This window comes from Synechococcus sp. R5-15 (assembly GCF_047462035.1).
Lineage (GTDB): Bacteria > Cyanobacteriota > Cyanobacteriia > Thermostichales > Thermostichaceae > Thermostichus.
In genome coordinates this window covers 1-16,984 of sequence record NZ_JANSIK010000133.1, presented here as the reverse complement: position 1 = coordinate 16,984, position 16,984 = coordinate 1, and the positions used below count along the sequence as shown (strand labels likewise).

Annotated in this window: 16 protein-coding genes and 1 pseudogene; 8 read left to right on the top strand and 9 right to left on the bottom strand. The window is 57.4% G+C overall.

Going from position 1 to position 16,984, the window contains the following annotated elements; genetic code table 11:
* Positions 1-65: 65 nt before the first annotated feature.
* The 8 genes and pseudogenes from NW839_RS11290 to pstS form a co-directional block, all read right to left on the bottom strand.
* Positions 66-158: pseudogene (locus NW839_RS11290) on the bottom strand (hypothetical protein); the annotation flags it as partial.
* 121 nt (positions 159-279) lie between these two features.
* Positions 280-456, bottom strand: a complete 177-nt coding sequence (locus NW839_RS11285; protein WP_414332524.1) for a hypothetical protein — start codon at positions 454-456, stop codon at positions 280-282.
* Between the two features lie 354 nt (positions 457-810).
* Positions 811-1,236, bottom strand: a complete 426-nt coding sequence (locus NW839_RS11280) for a hypothetical protein (RefSeq protein WP_414351856.1) — start codon at positions 1,234-1,236, stop codon at positions 811-813.
* 43 nt (positions 1,237-1,279) lie between these two features.
* Positions 1,280-2,107 (bottom strand): TlyA family RNA methyltransferase, encoded by an 828-nt coding sequence (locus NW839_RS11275; protein ID WP_011432704.1) that lies wholly within the window; start codon positions 2,105-2,107, stop codon positions 1,280-1,282.
* A 95-nt stretch (positions 2,108-2,202) separates the two neighbouring features.
* Positions 2,203-3,030 carry a phosphate ABC transporter ATP-binding protein PstB gene (gene pstB / locus NW839_RS11270; protein ID WP_414351854.1) on the bottom strand — a complete coding sequence of 276 codons (828 nt, stop codon included), beginning with the start codon at positions 3,028-3,030 and terminating at the stop codon, positions 2,203-2,205.
* A gap of 82 nt (positions 3,031-3,112) precedes the next feature.
* Positions 3,113-4,003 (bottom strand): phosphate ABC transporter permease PstA, encoded by an 891-nt coding sequence (pstA, locus tag NW839_RS11265; RefSeq protein WP_011432706.1) that lies wholly within the window; start codon positions 4,001-4,003, stop codon positions 3,113-3,115.
* A gap of 6 nt (positions 4,004-4,009) precedes the next feature.
* Positions 4,010-4,978: a phosphate ABC transporter permease subunit PstC gene (pstC, locus tag NW839_RS11260; RefSeq protein WP_414351853.1), complete on the bottom strand. Its 969-nt coding sequence runs from the start codon at positions 4,976-4,978 to the stop codon at positions 4,010-4,012.
* A 33-nt stretch (positions 4,979-5,011) separates the two neighbouring features.
* Positions 5,012-6,088: a phosphate ABC transporter substrate-binding protein PstS gene (gene pstS / locus NW839_RS11255; RefSeq protein WP_414351852.1), complete on the bottom strand. Its 1,077-nt coding sequence runs from the start codon at positions 6,086-6,088 to the stop codon at positions 5,012-5,014.
* 623 nt (positions 6,089-6,711) lie between these two features.
* Between pstS and rplI the strand changes: the two genes are divergently transcribed.
* The 8 genes from rplI to glmS all read left to right on the top strand — a co-directional run bounded on the left by rplI (position 6,712) and on the right by glmS (position 16,414).
* Positions 6,712-7,176, top strand: coding sequence for a 50S ribosomal protein L9 (rplI, locus tag NW839_RS11250; protein WP_414329820.1), 465 nt, complete (start codon positions 6,712-6,714; stop codon positions 7,174-7,176).
* Between the two features lie 178 nt (positions 7,177-7,354).
* Positions 7,355-9,130, top strand: coding sequence for a replicative DNA helicase (gene dnaB / locus NW839_RS11245; protein WP_414351857.1), 1,776 nt, complete (start codon positions 7,355-7,357; stop codon positions 9,128-9,130).
* A 131-nt stretch (positions 9,131-9,261) separates the two neighbouring features.
* On the top strand, positions 9,262-10,158 hold the full coding sequence (locus NW839_RS11240) for a universal stress protein (protein WP_414351851.1): 897 nt from the start codon (positions 9,262-9,264) through the stop codon (positions 10,156-10,158).
* A gap of 46 nt (positions 10,159-10,204) precedes the next feature.
* Positions 10,205-11,038 (top strand): nickel pincer cofactor biosynthesis protein LarB, encoded by an 834-nt coding sequence (gene larB, locus NW839_RS11235; protein WP_414351849.1) that lies wholly within the window; start codon positions 10,205-10,207, stop codon positions 11,036-11,038.
* Positions 11,039-11,298: 260 nt separating this feature from the next.
* Positions 11,299-12,198 (top strand): TerC family protein, encoded by a 900-nt coding sequence (locus tag NW839_RS11230; RefSeq protein WP_414351848.1) that lies wholly within the window; start codon positions 11,299-11,301, stop codon positions 12,196-12,198.
* 204 nt (positions 12,199-12,402) lie between these two features.
* Entirely contained in the window at positions 12,403-13,209 is an 807-nt protein-coding gene (locus NW839_RS11225; RefSeq protein WP_414351846.1) for an ABC transporter ATP-binding protein, read from the top strand.
* Positions 13,209-14,432 carry an MlaD family protein gene (locus NW839_RS11220; RefSeq protein ID WP_414351844.1) on the top strand — a complete coding sequence of 408 codons (1,224 nt, stop codon included), beginning with the start codon at positions 13,209-13,211 and terminating at the stop codon, positions 14,430-14,432. The genes NW839_RS11225 and NW839_RS11220 overlap by 1 nt, the downstream gene beginning before the upstream one ends.
* A 134-nt stretch (positions 14,433-14,566) precedes the next feature.
* Positions 14,567-16,414, top strand: a complete 1,848-nt coding sequence (gene glmS / locus NW839_RS11215; RefSeq protein WP_414351842.1) for a glutamine--fructose-6-phosphate transaminase (isomerizing) — start codon at positions 14,567-14,569, stop codon at positions 16,412-16,414.
* On the opposite strand, the gene NW839_RS11210 is transcribed toward glmS, so the two are convergent.
* A partial coding sequence (locus NW839_RS11210) for a heavy metal-responsive transcriptional regulator (protein ID WP_414380658.1) occupies positions 16,375-16,984 on the bottom strand: 610 nt, incomplete at its 5' end. The two genes, glmS and NW839_RS11210, sit on opposite strands and share 40 nt — an antisense overlap.

Below are 16,984 nucleotides of genomic sequence, written 5' to 3'. Positions count from 1 at the left end.
AGCAGAACAGGCTCAGGGCTACTGAAAGCCCGCTCCGTACCGCTTAGCGGTCGGAGCCGGGTAGTTTACGCCGGCTCCGCTAGATTGATTGCCGGGTTGCGGTCGAAGAAGCCCCAAGGTACCAGCCTAAAGCCCGTTCTGTGTACAGGCATGACGGGCCAATCCTCATCCCATGAAAAAAACCCTGCCCAACGGCATGGGGAGAATGTATGATGGGGAGCCCGCGTTTCTACAGAACTCCCTCGAAGTCAAGCAGCCCTGAATAGGCAGCAACAGTTCTCATCCCGCCTCAAACCAGAGTTGTTCGGGATCCACATAATAGCAGCGGGCATTGTCCGCACAGATCAGCGCCCAGCCGTTTTGGTCGGCCTCGACCAAAGTATACTCACACTGGGGAATGAAATAGCCTTGGTGGTTTCGGGTATCGCTCTTAACCCAAACGGTCTGACGGTTCATCTTAAAGTTCCTCCCATCTGCAGTCAAAGGGGTCAAAAAAGTGAGGTTGGAAAACGGGACTCGATTCAGTGGCTATGGAAGCGGCGGCAGTGCAACACCACTGCAATATAATGAAGTGCAGCCACCGCCGAGCTAAGCATCCCGCGCCAGCCCGGAGTTCAATCTCATCAATCAACTGAGGCCGGGGAAGAGAAGCGACGAGAGCTAACCCCTATCGATAAATGGATCCCATATTGCTATTGGGTACAAGAAGTTTAGCACCAACTCCATGAGAACATCGCTAAGAGTTGTAGATTAAAATAAAAAGCTCTAGATTTTCCTAAAGTCTTGTTGCAAAACAAGGAATAGGGTCACTTAATCTTCTTCAAAGAGCCAGTTGTAAATCTTGCTCAAGTGGGGCCAAGCAGGACGGCGGTTCCCTCCCTCCTTCAGGTTGGATTTGACGCCCTCAATCTGCTCGGGATCCCGTGCCAAGATTTGCTTGATGGTCTCCACCTGCTGGCGTACCCCGGTTTTTTTCAGCTCCAGCATGGCTAGGGTCAGATTCACACGGGGCTGGGCATCCACCGGATCCAACTTCACAGCAGTCTGGGCGGCCTTCAGAGCTTTTTCCGCCTGCCCCTCCAGAAGGTAGAGCCAGGACAAGCACGTCCAAGCCGCCGCCGCCTTTGGGGATCCCTTACAGATCGACTCAAAAGAGGGAATTAACGTCTTGGCCGCTTCCCCGGATTCATAGCGCCGAATCCCTTCCTGAAATGATTCTTCAATTTTTTGGCTCATCTCCCTCAATCCAGCACATTAGCTTATTGACAAAATCGACGATCTATGCATGTAAAGTCGCTCTCGCCTGCTCGCTCATCTGTTGTAGCGCACTGCCGCTGGGGAGAGGGATCCCTTCTCCTTCAGCCAGCCAGAGCCAATACTCGATATTGCCGGCAGGGCCAGTGATGGGCGACCACGTGTAGCCTTGCACCTGCCAGCCCTGGGCCACGGCCGAGCGCATCACCGTCTCCAGCACGCGGGCATGGACAACCGGATCCCGTACCACCCCCTTTTTACCCACCTGGTCTCGGCCGGCCTCAAACTGGGGCTTCACCAGCAACAGCGCCTCCCGTGGGAAACGCAACAGGTTCCACAGCGGAGCTAGCACCTTAGTCAGGGAAATAAAAGACAGGTCTACCACCGCCAAATCCGGCCAGCTCTGGGGAGGTGCCTCGCTTCCGTACAGATCCTCCGGCTGCAGATGGCGCAAGTTGGCCCGCTCCTTTAGGATCACCCGCGCATCCGTTCGCAAAGACCAGGCCAGTTGCCCATAGCCCACATCCACTCCGTAGACCCGCTGGGCTCCCCGTTTCAACAAGCAGTCTGTAAAACCTCCTGTGGAAATGCCCGCATCCAAACAAATACGACCCTGCACCTGAACAGGAAAAGTTTGCAGCGCCCCCTGTAGCTTTTCTCCCCCCCGTGAGACAAAAGCAGGCCCAGACTGGACTTGCACCGCTGGATCCCCGCTCACCCAGGTTCCAGGCTTTTCCGCCCGCACCCCATTTAGAAAGACTTCTCCTGCCAAAATGGAGCGTTGCGCTTGCTGGCGTGAGGAAAAATATCCGCGCTCCACCAACCAGCTATCCAGACGCACCCGCTTGGCCATCTCGCCGGTGCCTCACCTTGCATAGATCTTCCCGCCCATTAGAATAGGCGAGCGGGATCCCAACTGACCAGAATTGAGGGATCGCCAACAGCAGATTAGCCGAACCGTCCGCTCACGTACTCTTCCGTTTCCCGATGGGCGGGAGAGTTAAAGATTTTCTCAGTGCGGTTAAACTCCACCAGCCGTCCGTAGCGAAACCCCTCTTCGTCGACTTCAGTGTTGAAGAAGGCGGTAAAGTCGGAGACCCGCGCTGCCTGCTGCATGTTGTGGGTAACGATAATGATCGTGTAGCGACGGCCCAGTTCCTTGAGCAACTCCTCAATGCGCAACGTGGAGATTGGATCCAACGAGGCACAAGGCTCATCCATCAGGATAACCTCCGGCTGGATGGCCAAGGTGCGGGCAATGCAAAGACGCTGCTGCTGTCCCCCCGAAAGGGAGAGCCCACTCATCTTCAGCTTGTCTTTCACCTCATCCCAGAGGACGGCCTGACGCAATGTGCGCTCTACCAGCTCATCCAAGTCTCCTTGGTAGCCGTTGATCCGTGGCCCAAAGGCAATGTTGTCGTAGATGGACTTCGGGAAGGGGTTGGGCTTTTGGAACACCAGGCCAACTCGCCGCCGCACTTCAGCAGGATCTACATCGGGATCGTAGATGTTTTTCCCGTGAAAAATGACGGATCCCTCTACTCTCGCCCCCGGGATCAGATCGTTCATGCGGTTAAAGCAGCGCAGCAAAGTACTCTTGCCGCAGCCGGAAGGGCCAATAAAAGCAGTGATGTGATTCTTGGGAATCTTCAGAGAAACCTGCTTCACCGCCAAATGAGAGCCGTAGTAAACACTGACTGCTTGCGTTTCCAGCTCAACAGTTAATTTGGCAGACTTCTCAGAGGAATCAGGAGTGCCGGGAAATGGAGGGCGCATAGGAATACCAGAGGTAGACGTTGCTTCAGAACCCAAACTCAAAATCGAAGAATAGTGAGGCAAAAATCTCAGAAGAACCAGATCAGATAGTAATGGTTTCCTGACGACGACTCAGCAGCAGCCGGAAACTGATCGTGGTGATCAAAACCAGAATCACCAAAGCCAAGGCTCCTCCCCAAGCAATTTTCTGCTGGTTCTCGAAGGGAACAATGGCAAAGTTGTAGATCAGCACCGCTAACGAGGCTACTGGCTTCAGCAGACCATCAGGCCATAGAAAGCTGAACAGAGCAGTAAAAATTAGAGGTGCAGTCTCCCCAGCTGCTCGGGCAATGGCCAAGGTCACTCCCGTCAGAACGACCGGCAAAGCAGCTGGCAAAACGACCCGAAACACAGTCTGCACCCGCGAAGCTCCCAAGGCGTAGGCGGCAGCCCGAGTGTCCGCCGGCACCAAGCGCAGAGCCTCCTCGCAGGAGAGGATGATGATCGGCAAAGTCAATACCGATAGAGCTACTCCGCCAGAAAGGGCAGAAAAGGTCTTGGTGGAAAGCACCAGCACCCCATAGGCGAACACGCCAGCGATGATGGAAGGAACCCCCGTCAGCACTTTGATAATGAAACGCAGAGATGATGCTGTAGAACTGTTCTGGCCGAACTCCGAGAGATAGATCGCAGCAAATAGACCAATAGGGAAAGTGATTGTAATGGCAATCGATACCACAATGATCGTTCCCAGCACAGCGTTGCCAAAGCCGCCTACCTGATCGCCAGGAGGAGGAGGAAGCTGGGTTAAGGTCTGCCAATTGAAGCGCTCAATGCCATTGACGAAAACATAGTAAAGGATGGAAGCGAGCACAACAATCGCAAAAATGCTGGAAGCAAAGATCAGGCCTGTCATCACCCAGTCCAGCACGACGCGCTTGGATCTGACTTTGCGTTTGAACAAATTGGCCTGTGCTGCCACTTGTGTCGCCATGTTCCTCTACTCCCGAGAAGCCGTCAAAGCAAACTTGACCTGACGAACCAATAGCTCAGCGATGATGTTGACCACCAGCGTAATGACCAGCAAGATCAAAGCCGCATACATCAGAGCCGAGATCTGCTCGTCGGCTGCTTCTGCAAACTCGCTGGCCAGCAATGCAGGGATGTTGCTGGCAGGGGCCAAAAGCGAGACTCTAATCCCCCGCGCATTGCCAATCAGCATTGCCACCGCCATGGTCTCGCCCAGGGCGCGTCCCAAACCCAGCACCACAGCCCCCAACATACCCCCAATCGCAGCCGGTAGTACCACTCCAAAAATGGCTTCCCATCGCGTAGCCCCCATCGCATAGGCAGCCGCGCGCAGCTCAGGAGGAACAGCCACCAAAACCTCTCTGGCGATGGCCGTGATGATGGGGATGATCATGATCCCCAAGACAACCCCTGCCGTCAGCATCCCCGGCCCAATCGGTGGTGTGCTGAAAATGGGAAGCCAATTGAAGTTCTCGTACAGGAACATCTGAACGGGGCGGAAGAAGGGGATGAAGACAAACAATCCCCAAATGCCGAACACCACACTGGGAATAGCCGCCAACAGCTCAACCACAATGATCAGAGCCAGACGCAAGGACTTCGGAAGAAAATCCTCGCTCAGAAAAATAGAGATGCCAAAGCTAAAAGGAACCCCCACAATCAGAGCGATGAGAGAAGTCACTAGCGTGCCGTAGATCTGTGGCCAGGCCCCATAGATATCCTCGACCGGATCCCAGGTGGTGTTCCAGAAAAAGCTTAGTCCAAACCTGTCTATAGCAGGTAAAGACTGAATGCCGATCTCCAGAGCAATCCAGAGCAGCAGGAAGGCCGAGAAAAACACGGCAATCCGCGTAGCCCAGATAAAAACCTGGTCGCGCCGGCGCTGGAAAACCGGCCGAGGCCGAAACATAGAACTGCTGTCAGAAAAAAAGGTATTCATCCGCCTGAAGCCAGAAGTGGTTGGTAAGAGTTTTTACGGGGTAATGCCTTCCAGCGCAGCCAGAGCTTTTTGCCGCGTTTCTTCCGGCAGAGGCACATATCCCAACTGCTCAGCGAAAGCCTGCCCCTCAGTAAGGCCGTAGCGGAGAAACTCTTTAACGGCCTTGGAAGTCTCGGCTTTGGGGTAAACCTTGTAGGCAAGGATCCAGGTGTAGCCCACAATAGGGTAAGAGTCTTCCCCAATAGGATCCGGATCGACCCCCAGCAAACGCTCGTCGAGCTGAATTCTGGCCAGCGCCGCTTTCTCCGTCTCGACGTTGGGAGTTACAAACTTGCCTGCCCGGTTTTCCAGACGGGCAATGTTCAGGTTGTTGAGCTTGGCAAAGCCGAATTCCACGTAGCCAATCGAGCCAGGAATTTGCTTGATCTGCTCGGAAACCCCTTCGTTCCCACGCGCCCCTACGCCGGTTGGCCAGTTTACCGAAGAGCCGCGACCCACCTTTTGCTTCCACTCTGGGCTAATAGCGTTGAGGTGAGTGGTGAAGATATCGGTGGTACCACTTCCATCAGAGCGATGCACGACGGTAATCGGCAAATTCGGGAAAGTCACCTGTGGGTTAAGGCCAGCCAGCAGGGGATCGTTCCAGTTCTTGATCTTGCCCAGGAAGATATTCGCCAGTGCCAGGCGGGAAAGGCGGATTTCGGGGCCCACCCCAGGAATGTTGTACGCTGCAACTAACGCTCCGCCCACCATGGGTACAGAAACCATCCCTTTGGGAGGGTTAGCCTCATTCTCAATTTGGTTGATCTCTTCAGGACGGGGCACGCTGTCACTGGCACCGAAATCGACCGTGCGGGCTACAAACTGCCGACGACCCGCACCGCTTCCTACAGACTGATAGTTGACCTGGATGTTAGGGTTTTTCTTGCCAAACTCTTGGGCCCAAGTTTGATAGATGGGGGCCGGGAAGGTCGCCCCAGCGCCATTGATGGTGATGGTCTTCTGAGCAAACACCCGCTGCCAATTCGTCTGACTGGCCGCAAAGCCGGCAACAGTGGCAGACAAAAACTTCAGGAAAGAACGACGCCCCAAGGGGTGCAACGTCACCATACAGATCTCCTCTCCCAGATGAAGATAAAATCCTAGCCCAGATCTAAAAAAGGCTACTTCACTCGAGAACCTTACCCAACCCAATCAAAACTCGTCGGGCTGGGTATGCCACTACCGCCTGTAAGCTTGGAGGCAACCCTCAAGCTAGGCCTGCGATCCTCAACAAGCCTTCAACCGATCGCAACATCCCAGGGATCCCTTTGAGCACGCAGGGTTCCCTCGGGAACGCTCCATTGAAGACTTCGCCAGTCCGCGCAGCTACTATAACGTAAAGGCCAGTTGTTTTTAGTTAAAACGAGGTTAAGCCCAGGTTATCTCTGGGGATATCCGCCAAATGTTGCAAACCCCTCAAGGGATCCCCTTTGGTGTCAGCCACTCCCTATCCTGGATTGGGTATCTCCCAAAACAGAGAACTTCCGCCTTTTGAGTTTGGAAAGGTGGCTTCTTCATCTTCCCGCCAAGGTTCAGAGCTGGAAGAGGACTCTAGAGACCTGCCAATCGGGAATAAGCTCTGAGAAGGGATCCCCTATGCCGACGGGCTGGTGGCTATGGCACTCTGGGCTGACGATGAACCTGCTGAGCCTCTAGAATGGAGGGCTGTCGAGAAAAGAAGTGTCTTCCCAATGTCGAAACGTAACATGCAGGTTGTGCTGCGCCAGGCGATCCCAGGGCTGGGCAAGCCCGGAGAGATTGTCAACGTCAAGCCCGGCTATGCTCGCAACTACCTCTTCCCGCGGCAGATGGCGGTGCGGGTTACCCCTGGCATATTGAAAGAGCAGCAGATGCGTCTGGAGCAGGAAGCGGCTCGTAAACTGGCAGAAAAACAACGGGCGGAAAACTACAAGACCGCTCTGGAGACCATTGGTCGCTTCGTCATCCGTAAGAAAGTGGGAGAACACGACCTCCTATTTGGGCAGGTGACCACCAGCGATATTGCCGAGGTGGTGCTGGCTACCAGCGGTCTAGATATCGACCGCCGCAACATTCTCCTCAACGAGGAAATCAAAAAAACCGGGGTTTATCCCGTGCAGGTAAAGTTACACCCCGAAGTTACCGCTACGCTGCGCATTCAGGTTACTCCCGAATGAGAAGCTACCTTTGAGGCTCCCTGAATTCCTGTGAGGGATCCCGGGGTGAGTAGGGTTTTTGCCTTAGGCAACAAGCGGGTATGCTCAGCCTAGAGCTTGACCCGCCTGACGATTGGAGCTGACTGGCTGAGAGGCCGGTTGCCCTAGGGCTGGGTTGATTTTCCTATCCTGGCTTGTGGTGATCAGCGATTACGACTTAACGGGTGGGGATCGGCTTCCTCCTCAAAACATTGAAGCCGAGGAGGAAATCCTGGGGGGCATTCTCCTCGATCCGGATGCGTTGGTGCGGGTCGCGGAGTTTCTGCGTCCAGAGATGTTCTATATCTCTGCCCACCAAGAGATTTACCGGGCTGCTCTCCAACTGCACAGCCAAGGGCAGCCCACCGACCTGATGACTGTGTCTGCTTGGTTGGCGGATCATCATCTTCTGGAGCGGGTGGGGGGAACAGGGGCGATCCGTCGTCTGCTGGAGCAAACCGTCAGCAGCGTCAACATCGACCAGTATGCCCGCCTGGTGATGGATAAATACATGCGCCGCCAGTTGATCCAGGTGAGCAATACCTTGGCTCGTTTGGCCTACGATACCAGTCAGCCCCTGTCTCAGGTGATGGATCAAGCCGAGCAGCAGGTGTTTGGCCTCACCCAAGAGCGGGTGCAGCGCAGTCTTATCCCGGCCTCCGAGGTTTTGGTCAATATCTTCTCGGATTTGGAAGAGAAGTTCCAGAGTGGGGCTCAGCTCCCTGGGATCCCGACCAAATTCATCGACCTGGATAACTTGACCCAGGGCTTGCAGCGATCCGATTTGCTGATTCTGGCCGGTCGTCCCTCGATGGGGAAGACCAGTCTTGCCCTCAACATTGCCCAGAATGTGGCTGCCTATGCCAAGCAGCCGGTCGCTATCTTTAGCCTGGAAATGTCGAGGGAGCAACTGGTGCAGCGGCTTTTGGCCAGCGAAGCCCGCATCGACAGCAGCCGTCTGCGTTCTGGGCGCATCAGCGAACACGAGTGGCAGCGCCTGGGACAAGCCATTGGTTTTTTATCGCAATTGCCCCTGTTCATCGACGATACCCCCGACTGTACCGTTACAGAAATTCGCTCCAAAGCGCGGCGTTTGCAGGCGGAACAGGGGGGAACGTTGGGGATGGTGTTGATCGACTACCTACAACTGATGCAGGGATCCGCTGCTGACAACCGGGTGCAGGAGCTGTCGCGCATTACCCGTGGCCTCAAGGCCATGGCCAAAGAGCTGATGGTGCCGGTGCTGGTGCTTTCTCAGCTCAGTCGAGCTGTTGAGTCTCGCTCCGACAAACGTCCACAGCTGGCGGATCTGCGGGAATCGGGCTGTCTGGCCGGGGATACGCAGGTGATGGATGCGGATCGCGGCAAGATCTGGCGGCTGGATCAACTGGCGGCCCTGCCGGCTGCGGCGGAACTGCCCCGCCTGCTCAGCTTGAACGGGCGCGGGCGCTTGGTGCCCCAACAGCCTGTGAAAGTGTTTTGCAGTGGTCACCAGCCCACTTGTCTTCTGAAAACCCGCCTCAACTTTTCCATTCGCGCCACCGGCAATCACCCCTTTTTCACCCAACAGGGCTGGAAAACCTTGGACGAGCTGCAATTGGAGGAAGAGGTGGCAGTGGTGGTGCAGGAGGGGCTGATCTGGGATCCGGTGGTGCTCATCAGCGAGCCGGGGGAGCCTCAGCCGGTTTACGACATCGAGATGCCCCGCCACCACAACTTTGTGGCCAACGGGCTGCTGGTACACAACAGCATCGAGCAGGATGCCGATCTGGTGATGATGATCTACCGCCCCGAGTATTACGATCCCAACACCAGCGATCGCGGCATTGCCGAAGTCATTATCGCCAAACATCGCAACGGCCCCACCGGTACCGTGCGCCTGCTGTTTGAAAGTCAGTACACCCAGTTTCGCAACCTGGCGGATCCCAACCGGTGAGCAACCGATGCCGAAGAGGGATCCGGAGCTGCTGCCTTGGGAACAACCCCGCAAGGTGTTAGCTTAGGATCGCTGCGGGCCAAAGCGTTGCTCTTGAGCCGGCTACCCTCTCTCCTAATGCTCAAAACGATATGTTTAAAAACGTGTTAATTGCCACCGACCGCCGAGATGGCCTGCAGCGTTTTGGCAAGTGTCTAGAAGATCTGCACAGCAATGGCATCGAGCGCGTCACCTTCGTCCGCAGCGTAGATTGGCAAGAGGACGACATCGGCATTCCCGACGACATTACCCCCGAAGTCCAGGCAGAGCAGACCCAGTTGCAGAAGCTGCTGAACCCGATCCCAGCAGGGTTGGAAGTCGAGGCTCTGGTGCAGGCGGGCAGGCCAGCCGATCTAATCCTAAAAGGCATCCAAACCTATGGCTCCGATCTGCTGATTACAGGCATGGGTACCCACAACCTGCTCGCCGAAAAATTGTTCGGCAGCACCACCATGACGCTGTTGCCGAAGCTGAAAATCCCCCTACTGGTGATGCGCCCACAGCTGCTGGCTACCTTTACCCTGGAAGAATTGCGCTTGCGCAGCCGCCACCTGTTTCGCTGCCTCTTGGTGCCCTTTGACTTTGAGCAGCCGCGTCAGCAGTTGCTGAACCATCTCGGCCACCTGCTGCCCGGTACTTCCCAGTGCCAGACGCTTACCCTGCTCTACGTGGTGGATCCCAGCGCCCGCCGCAACCAAGGAACTCCGGTGGAGGTGCTCAAGCGCAAAGCCGAGGCTGACCTGGCCCAGGTGCTTGAACCCCTGAGCGAGCAGGTGAAGCCCGTACAGCTGCGCACCCTGGTGCGGGTGGGATCCCCTCTCAAAGAGATCCTGGCTACTGCTGCCGATGAAGACATGACGGCCATTGCCACTGCCTCCCCCCATGTGGGCAGCTTTTGGGAGTGGTCGGTTCGCAGCCTCACCGGCGAGATTTTGCGGCAAAGTTGGCATCCGGTGTTGTTTTTCCCGCGCGGGTCTTTGGCCCAATAAATCCAGGCAAGATCCAAGCCGAGTGTTGCAGATTAACTCATCCTCCATGACCCCCCCCTCTACGACAGCGCTGCAGGATCTGTTTCGGGCGGTGGCCCAAGGGAAGCTCACCCCAGAGCAAGCTCTGCAGGCCTATCGCTTTCTGCCCTTCGAGCCGGTGGGAGATTTCGCCCATGTAGATCACCACCGTCCCTTGCGCACGGGCTTTCCCGAAGCCGTGTGGGGGCCGGGCAAGACCCCAGATCAGATTGCCCAGATCCTGGAGCAACTCCACCAGCGGGGATCCCTGGCCTTGGCCACCCGCATCGAAGCCCAGGTGTATGCCGAGATCCGCAGCCGCTTACCCCAGGTGCAGTATTCCCAGGTGGCCCGCTTGTGTTGGATCCCGTCCCGGCAGGTGGTCAGCCATCCTGGGCAGGTCAGCGTGATCTCCGCTGGCACTGCCGACTTACCGGTGGCAGAAGAAGCCGCCCTCACGCTGGAGCTTTCTGGGTTTCAGGTGAAGCGCCTCTGGGATGTGGGGGTGGCCGGGATCCATCGGCTGCTGCACAACTGGGCGGCCCTGCAAGCGGACGTGCTGATCGTGGTGGCGGGCATGGAGGGGGCCTTGGCCAGTGTGGTGGCGGGTCTGGCGGATTGTCCGGTGATCGCTGTGCCCACCAGCATTGGCTACGGGGCCAGCTTCCAGGGCTTGGCTGCCCTGCTCACCATGCTCAACTCTTGCGCAGCGGGGGTGGGAGTGCTGAACATTGATAACGGTTTTGGGGCGGCGATTCTGGCAGGCCAGATCCTGCGTTGCGGACAACGGCTGGCGGCTCGACTGAGCTCATCCGGCCCCACTGGAGATCCAACAGAGGATGGCCAGATTTCAGAAGGTTAAGAACTGTAAATGGATCCTGAGCCAAACAGGCTATACTCAGGCCATAGTTTAGGCTTGGGCTTTCTCTTTCCCATCCTTCGGGAGTTTGAGGGTGTTGCCTCTGGTCACCTAACTGGGTTCATGCCTTTTTCTGGGGTACCTTTATCCGAAGATGGGGAGGGTTCCTACGCTGGTTAACTGCTGTGTTGGACTGACTGGGGCGGACAAAACGCGCGAATATGCTAATTGATGCAACACTTGTCAAAAATGCAACAGATGCGATGGGAGCGACCTTGATCCTGGCGCAAGGGATGACTCAGTCCTTCACCTGGACAGATATTTTCTTGGTAGTGGCTTTGGTGTTTTTGGAGGCCGCCCTCTCTGCGGACAACGCCGTTGCCCTAGCAGCTCTGGTGAAGCATCTGCCCACCCCCCAGCAGCAGAATCGGGCCTTGCGCTGGGGCATCATCGGCGCTTACAGCTTTCGCATTGCCATTGTCTTCGCGGCAGTTTGGTTGGTGGAGTATCCGCCCGCCCAATTCTTGGGGGCCTGTTATCTGCTCTGGCTAGCCTGGCAGCACTTTCGGGGCGAGGAAGAAGGCCAAGAACAGGACATCACCCGCCACGCCAATTTTTGGCAGACCCTGGTGATGGTGGAACTGACGGATCTGGTTTTTTCTTTCGACAGCATCGCCGCTTCGGTGGGCGTCTCCCGCAAGGCTTGGGTAATCATCCTCGGCGGCATTCTCGGCATTACCCTGATGCGCTACATGGCTTCTCTGTTTTTGCGTTGGTTGGACGAGTTCTCTCACCTGGAAGACGCCGCTTTTGCCATCATCGCCTTGGTGGGGAGCACCATGTTGTTGGAGGTGTTTTTCCCCCAAATCGAGATCCCGGAGTGGGGGATGGTGGTGGCCGTGATCCCCTTATTTGTCTGGGGCTTCTCGCGGCGCGTGAAACTCCATTCAGAACAGGATAAGCAGCCGGAGCTGGCCGACGGAGAGCAGAGAGAAGAGAGAAGGGCAGCGCCTACAGATAAAACAGATAAAAAAGTAGAGATCATCCCCTCTGGGTGGGCGGCTGCCCTCGAGGAAGACCTCGCCCCTGAGCTGCAGAGCAAGGAGGATGGGGAAGAGAGGTACGGCTTGGGCTTATCGCCAGGGATCCCTGATCTGCCTTGATAGGGCTGTGGGCTGCTTCATTGCCTTGGCCCCTGCCGACTCCTAAACTAGCAGTGAAGCCGACTCAAGGAGGGAAGCATCCTGAGCCCCCAGTTTTGCTTGAAATCATTGGTCAAGTGCTTCAGAAGCAGCATAGACAGCCCAAAGGAGCAGCAGGCCGCGGAAAATAGGCTCCAGCCTTTGGCGAGGGCGGAGGTTCTGAGCATGCCAGCAGTGCAGAGCACTGCCCCCTTGGTGGAGCTGCGCCAAGTTTCCAAGCGCTTCGGCTCGACGGTGGTGCTTGACCACGTGGATCTGAAGGTGTACCGGGGTGAGGCCCTGGGCCTGGTGGGGCCTTCGGGCACCGGGAAATCGACGCTGCTGCGCATCATCGCCGGCCTAACGGAGCCAGACGCTGGAGAAGTGCTCTGGTGCGGGATCCCGCTCTCGGAGATTCAAGCCCATCATGCAACTCCCCCTTTGCGAGTAGGGATGGTGTTTCAGCAGGCCGCCCTCTTCGACTCCCTGACGGTGGAAGAAAACGTGGGGTTTTTGCTCTACGAGCACTCGCAGTTGCCCCGCTCCCGTATTCGGGAATTGGTGGCCGCCAAGCTGGAGGCGGTGGGACTGGCGGGCAAAGAGCACAACCTGCCAGAAGAACTCTCGGGGGGGATGCGCAAACGGGCCAGCTTCGCCCGCGCCATTATGGAGGATCCTTCTCTGCCCCAGGATGAGCCCCAATTGCTGCTGTACGACGAGCCCACAGCGGGCTTGGATCCCATTGCCTCCACGGTAATTGAAGATCTCATCCGGGAGCTGCAGCAGGTGAAAAAAGCCTGTGAGAGCTACATTGTGGTGACCCACCAGCACAGCACCATTTACCGCGCCACCGACCGCATTGTCCTGTTGGCTCAGGGGCGGGTGCAGTGGGAGGGATCCGTGCAGCAGATTGAAACGTGCGATAACCCCTTTGTGCGGCAGTTTTTCAGCGGTAGCGTAGAAGGGCCAATTCAAGTGGCGGGGCAGGTGTGATGCGTTCGCGAGCAGTGCGAGAAGGGGCAGTGGGCCTGTTGATCCTGGCGGGGGCGCTGGGCTTTGCCGGCCTGTTTTTGTGGATCTACAACCTGCGCTTCGGCAGTCGCGGCTTTCAATTTACCGTCACCTATACCAACGTGGCCGGGCTGGCCGAGGGATCCAGCGTGCGGCTGCGGGGGGTAACCGTAGGTCGGGTGGAGCGTATCACGCCTCAACCCAATCAAGTGGAGGTGCAGGTGGCCATTGACCAGCCTTTGGCTATTCCCCGCAACGCCCTGTTTGTAACCAAACAGACGGGGTTGGTGGGGGAAACGGTGATGGATATCCTGCCCCAGGGGAGGGGTCAGGCGGCAACGGGATCCCCTCTGGCAGCGGATTGCGACAGCAGTCAAATCATCTGCGATGGGGATGTGGTGGAGGGCAAACCTGGAGTGGATTTTGGCCAGTTATTGATCCGGCTGGATCAGTTGCTCACACGGATCAACGACGATGAGCTCTTCGATACCCTTAACACCACTCTGGAGGGGATCACCCGCGTTGCCAATAGCGTGGCCGATCTCTCAGAAACCGTGGAAGAGCGAGTAGCTGCCCTGCGCACCGAAGATCTGGACTTGTTGCAATTCACGATCGCTGCCACAGCCATCCAAGACGCGGCTGGGGCTGTGAGGGGAACTGCCCGCAGTTTTCAAGCGGCTGCCGATCAATTCACCGCCCTGGTGGATCAAAACCGCACTTCCCTTAACGCCGTCCTGGAGAACATTCAGCAGGTGAGCGCCGATCTCCAGGCCATGTCGAGCGCGGTGCGCCCGCTGGTTACCGATCCACAACTCCAGGCCGATGTGCGCCAGATCCTGGCCGAGGTGCGAGCGGCTGCGGAGAACGTGGCCCAAGCTACCGAAGATCTGCAGCAGATTGCCGCCAGCCTCAACGATCCGGGCACCCTGGCCACGCTGCGCCAAACCCTCGATTCGGCGCGCATCACCTTTCAAAACATGCAAAAGATCACCGCCGACATCGACGAGCTGACCGGGGATCCCCAGTTTCGCCGCGGCATTCGAGAGTTGGTATTGGGGCTGAGCAACTTGGTCTCCAGCGTCCCTGGGGAAGATGGGATCCAGCCCGCGGTGGCCGAAGGTTATCAGTTCCATTTTGCGCCCGTCTCTTTTGCCCAGGGGATTGTCTCTGGATCCCAAGGATGGCAGCCGCAGACTTCCCCATAAATTGGCAACCCGCTGAGGTGAACAACGTCGGCCAAAGCCGTTGAAGGGATCCCCAACCTGGGGTAGGCTTTGCGGATAAGGTGTTGCCTGTATTGCTACGCAACGCTGGCGCGACTGAGGTTGAGGTGTGAGGAATGTGTGGCATTGTCGGCTACGTGGGTTTTCAGTGGGCTGCCCCCATCCTGTTGGAGGGCCTGCGCACCTTGGAGTATCGGGGCTATGATTCTGCCGGCATTGCCACAGTGGATCCCGAAGAAGGATTGAGAGTTGTCCGCGCTACCGGCAAGCTGCACAACCTGCTGGTGAAGCTGACGGCCAACATGCCCACGGCCAAGGTAGGGATCGGACATACCCGCTGGGCCACCCACGGCGGCGTGACCGAAGAAAATGCTCACCCCCACTGCGACGAGCGCGGGCGCATTGTGGTGATCCAAAACGGCATTGTGGAAAACTACCTGGAGCTAAAGGAGCGTCTCCTGGAGCGGGGGATCCCATTCCGCTCCCAAACCGATACGGAAGTGATCGCCCAACTGCTCGGCCTCTATACAGAAGAGCTGGGCTCCTTTGAGGCGGCCTTTGGCCAGGTCATGGGGCAACTGCGGGGAGGAAACGCCGTAGTGGCTCTGGATCGGGAGGCGCCGGATCGGCTGATCGCAGCCCGTTTGGGCAATGCCGGAGCCGTGGTGGTGGGAGAGGGAGAAGGGGAAAACTTCGTGGCCTCCGATCTGCCTGCCATTGTCCGCCATACCCGCAAGGTGGTGTTCTTAGAAGATGGGGAAATGGCGGTTCTCACGGAGTCTCAAGTGCGCTACTTGCGCATTACCGGCGAGGAGCTGCGCAAATCCAGCATCACCGTGGCCTGGGATCCCGTCTCAGCCGCCAAGGGAGGCTACAAGCACTTCATGCAAAAGGAGATCTTTGAGCAGCCCCGCACCACCACCGATACGCTACGGGGGCGGGTGGATCTGGAACAGGGCCGGGTGACACTGGAGGGGCTAACGCTTTCTGAAGCGCAACTGGCCCACATTGAGCACATCCACGCCGTAGCCTGTGGTACTGCCTGGCACGCCTGCTGGGTGCTCAAGTACTTCATCGAGAGCTTGGCCCGTACCCCTGTAGAGGTGGATTACGCCTCTGAGTTTCGCTACCGCCAGCCGGTGTTGCGCCCCAACCACCTGTTGCTGGCCTTAACCCAGTCGGGAGAAACCGTCGATACGCTGGCAGCCATGAGCGAGGCCCGCACCCAAGGGATCCCGACCCTGGCGATTGTCAACGCCATCGGATCCCAGGCCAGCCGCCTGGCGGATGCCGGGGTTCTCTACATCCATGCCGGTCCGGAGATTGCCGTGGCTTCCACCAAAGTGTTTACTGGCATGTTGGTGGCGGGGTATTTGCTGGCCCTGCAACTGGCCCAAGCCAAAGGGATCCTCAGCCCGGCCCAGATCCAAGCCCACCTGCAAGCCTTGATTGAGCTGCCGGGCAAGATCAGCCTGATGCTGAAGGACGCCGCCCTCTACGACCAACTGGCGGAGCAGTACCATCATGTTGCCAACATGCTCTATCTGGGCCGCTGGGTTAACGCCCCGATTGCCCTGGAAGGAGCTTTGAAGATGAAAGAGGTGAGCTATATCCACGCCGAAGGCTACCCGGCAGGGGAGATGAAGCATGGCCCTATCGCCCTCATCGACGAGCGGGTGCCGGTGGTGTGCATTGCCACCCGGGATCCCGTCTACGAAAAAATGCTCTCCAACATCGAACAGGTGCGGGCGCGGGGGGGACGGGTGATCGCCCTCATCAACCCCGAAGACACCCAGGTGCGGGAGAAAGCCGACCACATCATCGAGGTGCCCAGCACGACACCCCTGTTGTCGGCGGTTCTGAACGTGATCCCCCTGCAGTTGTTCGCCTATGCCATGGCTTTGCGTCGCGGAGCCGATGTGGATCAGCCGCGCAACTTGGCCAAGTCGGTAACGGTGGAGTAACGGCTGTTGCCCTTGCCGCCCCTGGCCTCTGGTTTTTGCAAAATCGGGCAGATCACCTCTTTTTCATCAGCAGCCGCAGGGGGGATCTGCCAATCGGAGAGGAGACCTTGAATTTGGCTTTTCAGCGCTTGCAGATCGGCAATTCGCTGTTCAATCTCCTGCAGCTTGTCTTGCAGGTGCTGGCGAATTTCTGGGCAAGGCTGCTCCCCTCGGTCGTGGACATCCAGGATTTGGCGGATTTCTTCTAAGCTCAGGCCCAGGCTCTGGCAGCGGCGGATAAAAGCCAGGCGAACCAAAACCGAAGGGTCGAACAATCGATAGCTGGACTCCGCCCGTTCCACCGTTGGCTTCAGCAGGCCTATCGATTCGTAGTAGCGCACCGTGCGTACAGGCAAGCCGGCTGCTAGAGCCACCTGGCCGATCTTCAGGCTGGCAGACAAGTCCTGGACAGCAGCAGGATTCGACATGTCCCCAACTGGATCCCTGCAGATTTCTTCAGCGTGACATACTCCCACACTCATGCTGACGCAAAGCGCTCCGCGCCGCCAAAGCGAGAGAGTGCGGGCTTCA

Bases quoted from the DNA above. Each gene is read 5' to 3' on its own strand.
- pstA (WP_011432706.1), bottom strand. From the start codon at position 4,003: ATGGCGACACAAGTGGCAGCACAGGCCAATTTGTTCAAACGCAAAGTC.
- larB (WP_414351849.1), top strand. From the start codon at position 10,205: ATGACCCCCCCCTCTACGACAGCGCTGCAGGATCTGTTTCGGGCGGTG.
- NW839_RS11285 (WP_414332524.1), bottom strand. From the start codon at position 456: ATGAACCGTCAGACCGTTTGGGTTAAGAGCGATACCCGAAACCACCAA.
- NW839_RS11225 (WP_414351846.1), top strand. From the start codon at position 12,403: ATGCCAGCAGTGCAGAGCACTGCCCCCTTGGTGGAGCTGCGCCAAGTT.
- NW839_RS11230 (WP_414351848.1), top strand. From the start codon at position 11,299: ATGGGAGCGACCTTGATCCTGGCGCAAGGGATGACTCAGTCCTTCACC.
- NW839_RS11275 (WP_011432704.1), bottom strand. From the start codon at position 2,107: ATGGCCAAGCGGGTGCGTCTGGATAGCTGGTTGGTGGAGCGCGGATAT.
- pstS (WP_414351852.1), bottom strand. From the start codon at position 6,088: ATGGTGACGTTGCACCCCTTGGGGCGTCGTTCTTTCCTGAAGTTTTTG.
- NW839_RS11220 (WP_414351844.1), top strand. From the start codon at position 13,209: ATGCGTTCGCGAGCAGTGCGAGAAGGGGCAGTGGGCCTGTTGATCCTG.
- pstB (WP_414351854.1), bottom strand. From the start codon at position 3,030: ATGCGCCCTCCATTTCCCGGCACTCCTGATTCCTCTGAGAAGTCTGCC.
- pstC (WP_414351853.1), bottom strand. From the start codon at position 4,978: ATGAATACCTTTTTTTCTGACAGCAGTTCTATGTTTCGGCCTCGGCCG.
- NW839_RS11280 (WP_414351856.1), bottom strand. From the start codon at position 1,236: ATGAGCCAAAAAATTGAAGAATCATTTCAGGAAGGGATTCGGCGCTAT.
- rplI (WP_414329820.1), top strand. From the start codon at position 6,712: ATGTCGAAACGTAACATGCAGGTTGTGCTGCGCCAGGCGATCCCAGGG.
- NW839_RS11240 (WP_414351851.1), top strand. From the start codon at position 9,262: ATGTTTAAAAACGTGTTAATTGCCACCGACCGCCGAGATGGCCTGCAG.
- glmS (WP_414351842.1), top strand. From the start codon at position 14,567: ATGTGTGGCATTGTCGGCTACGTGGGTTTTCAGTGGGCTGCCCCCATC.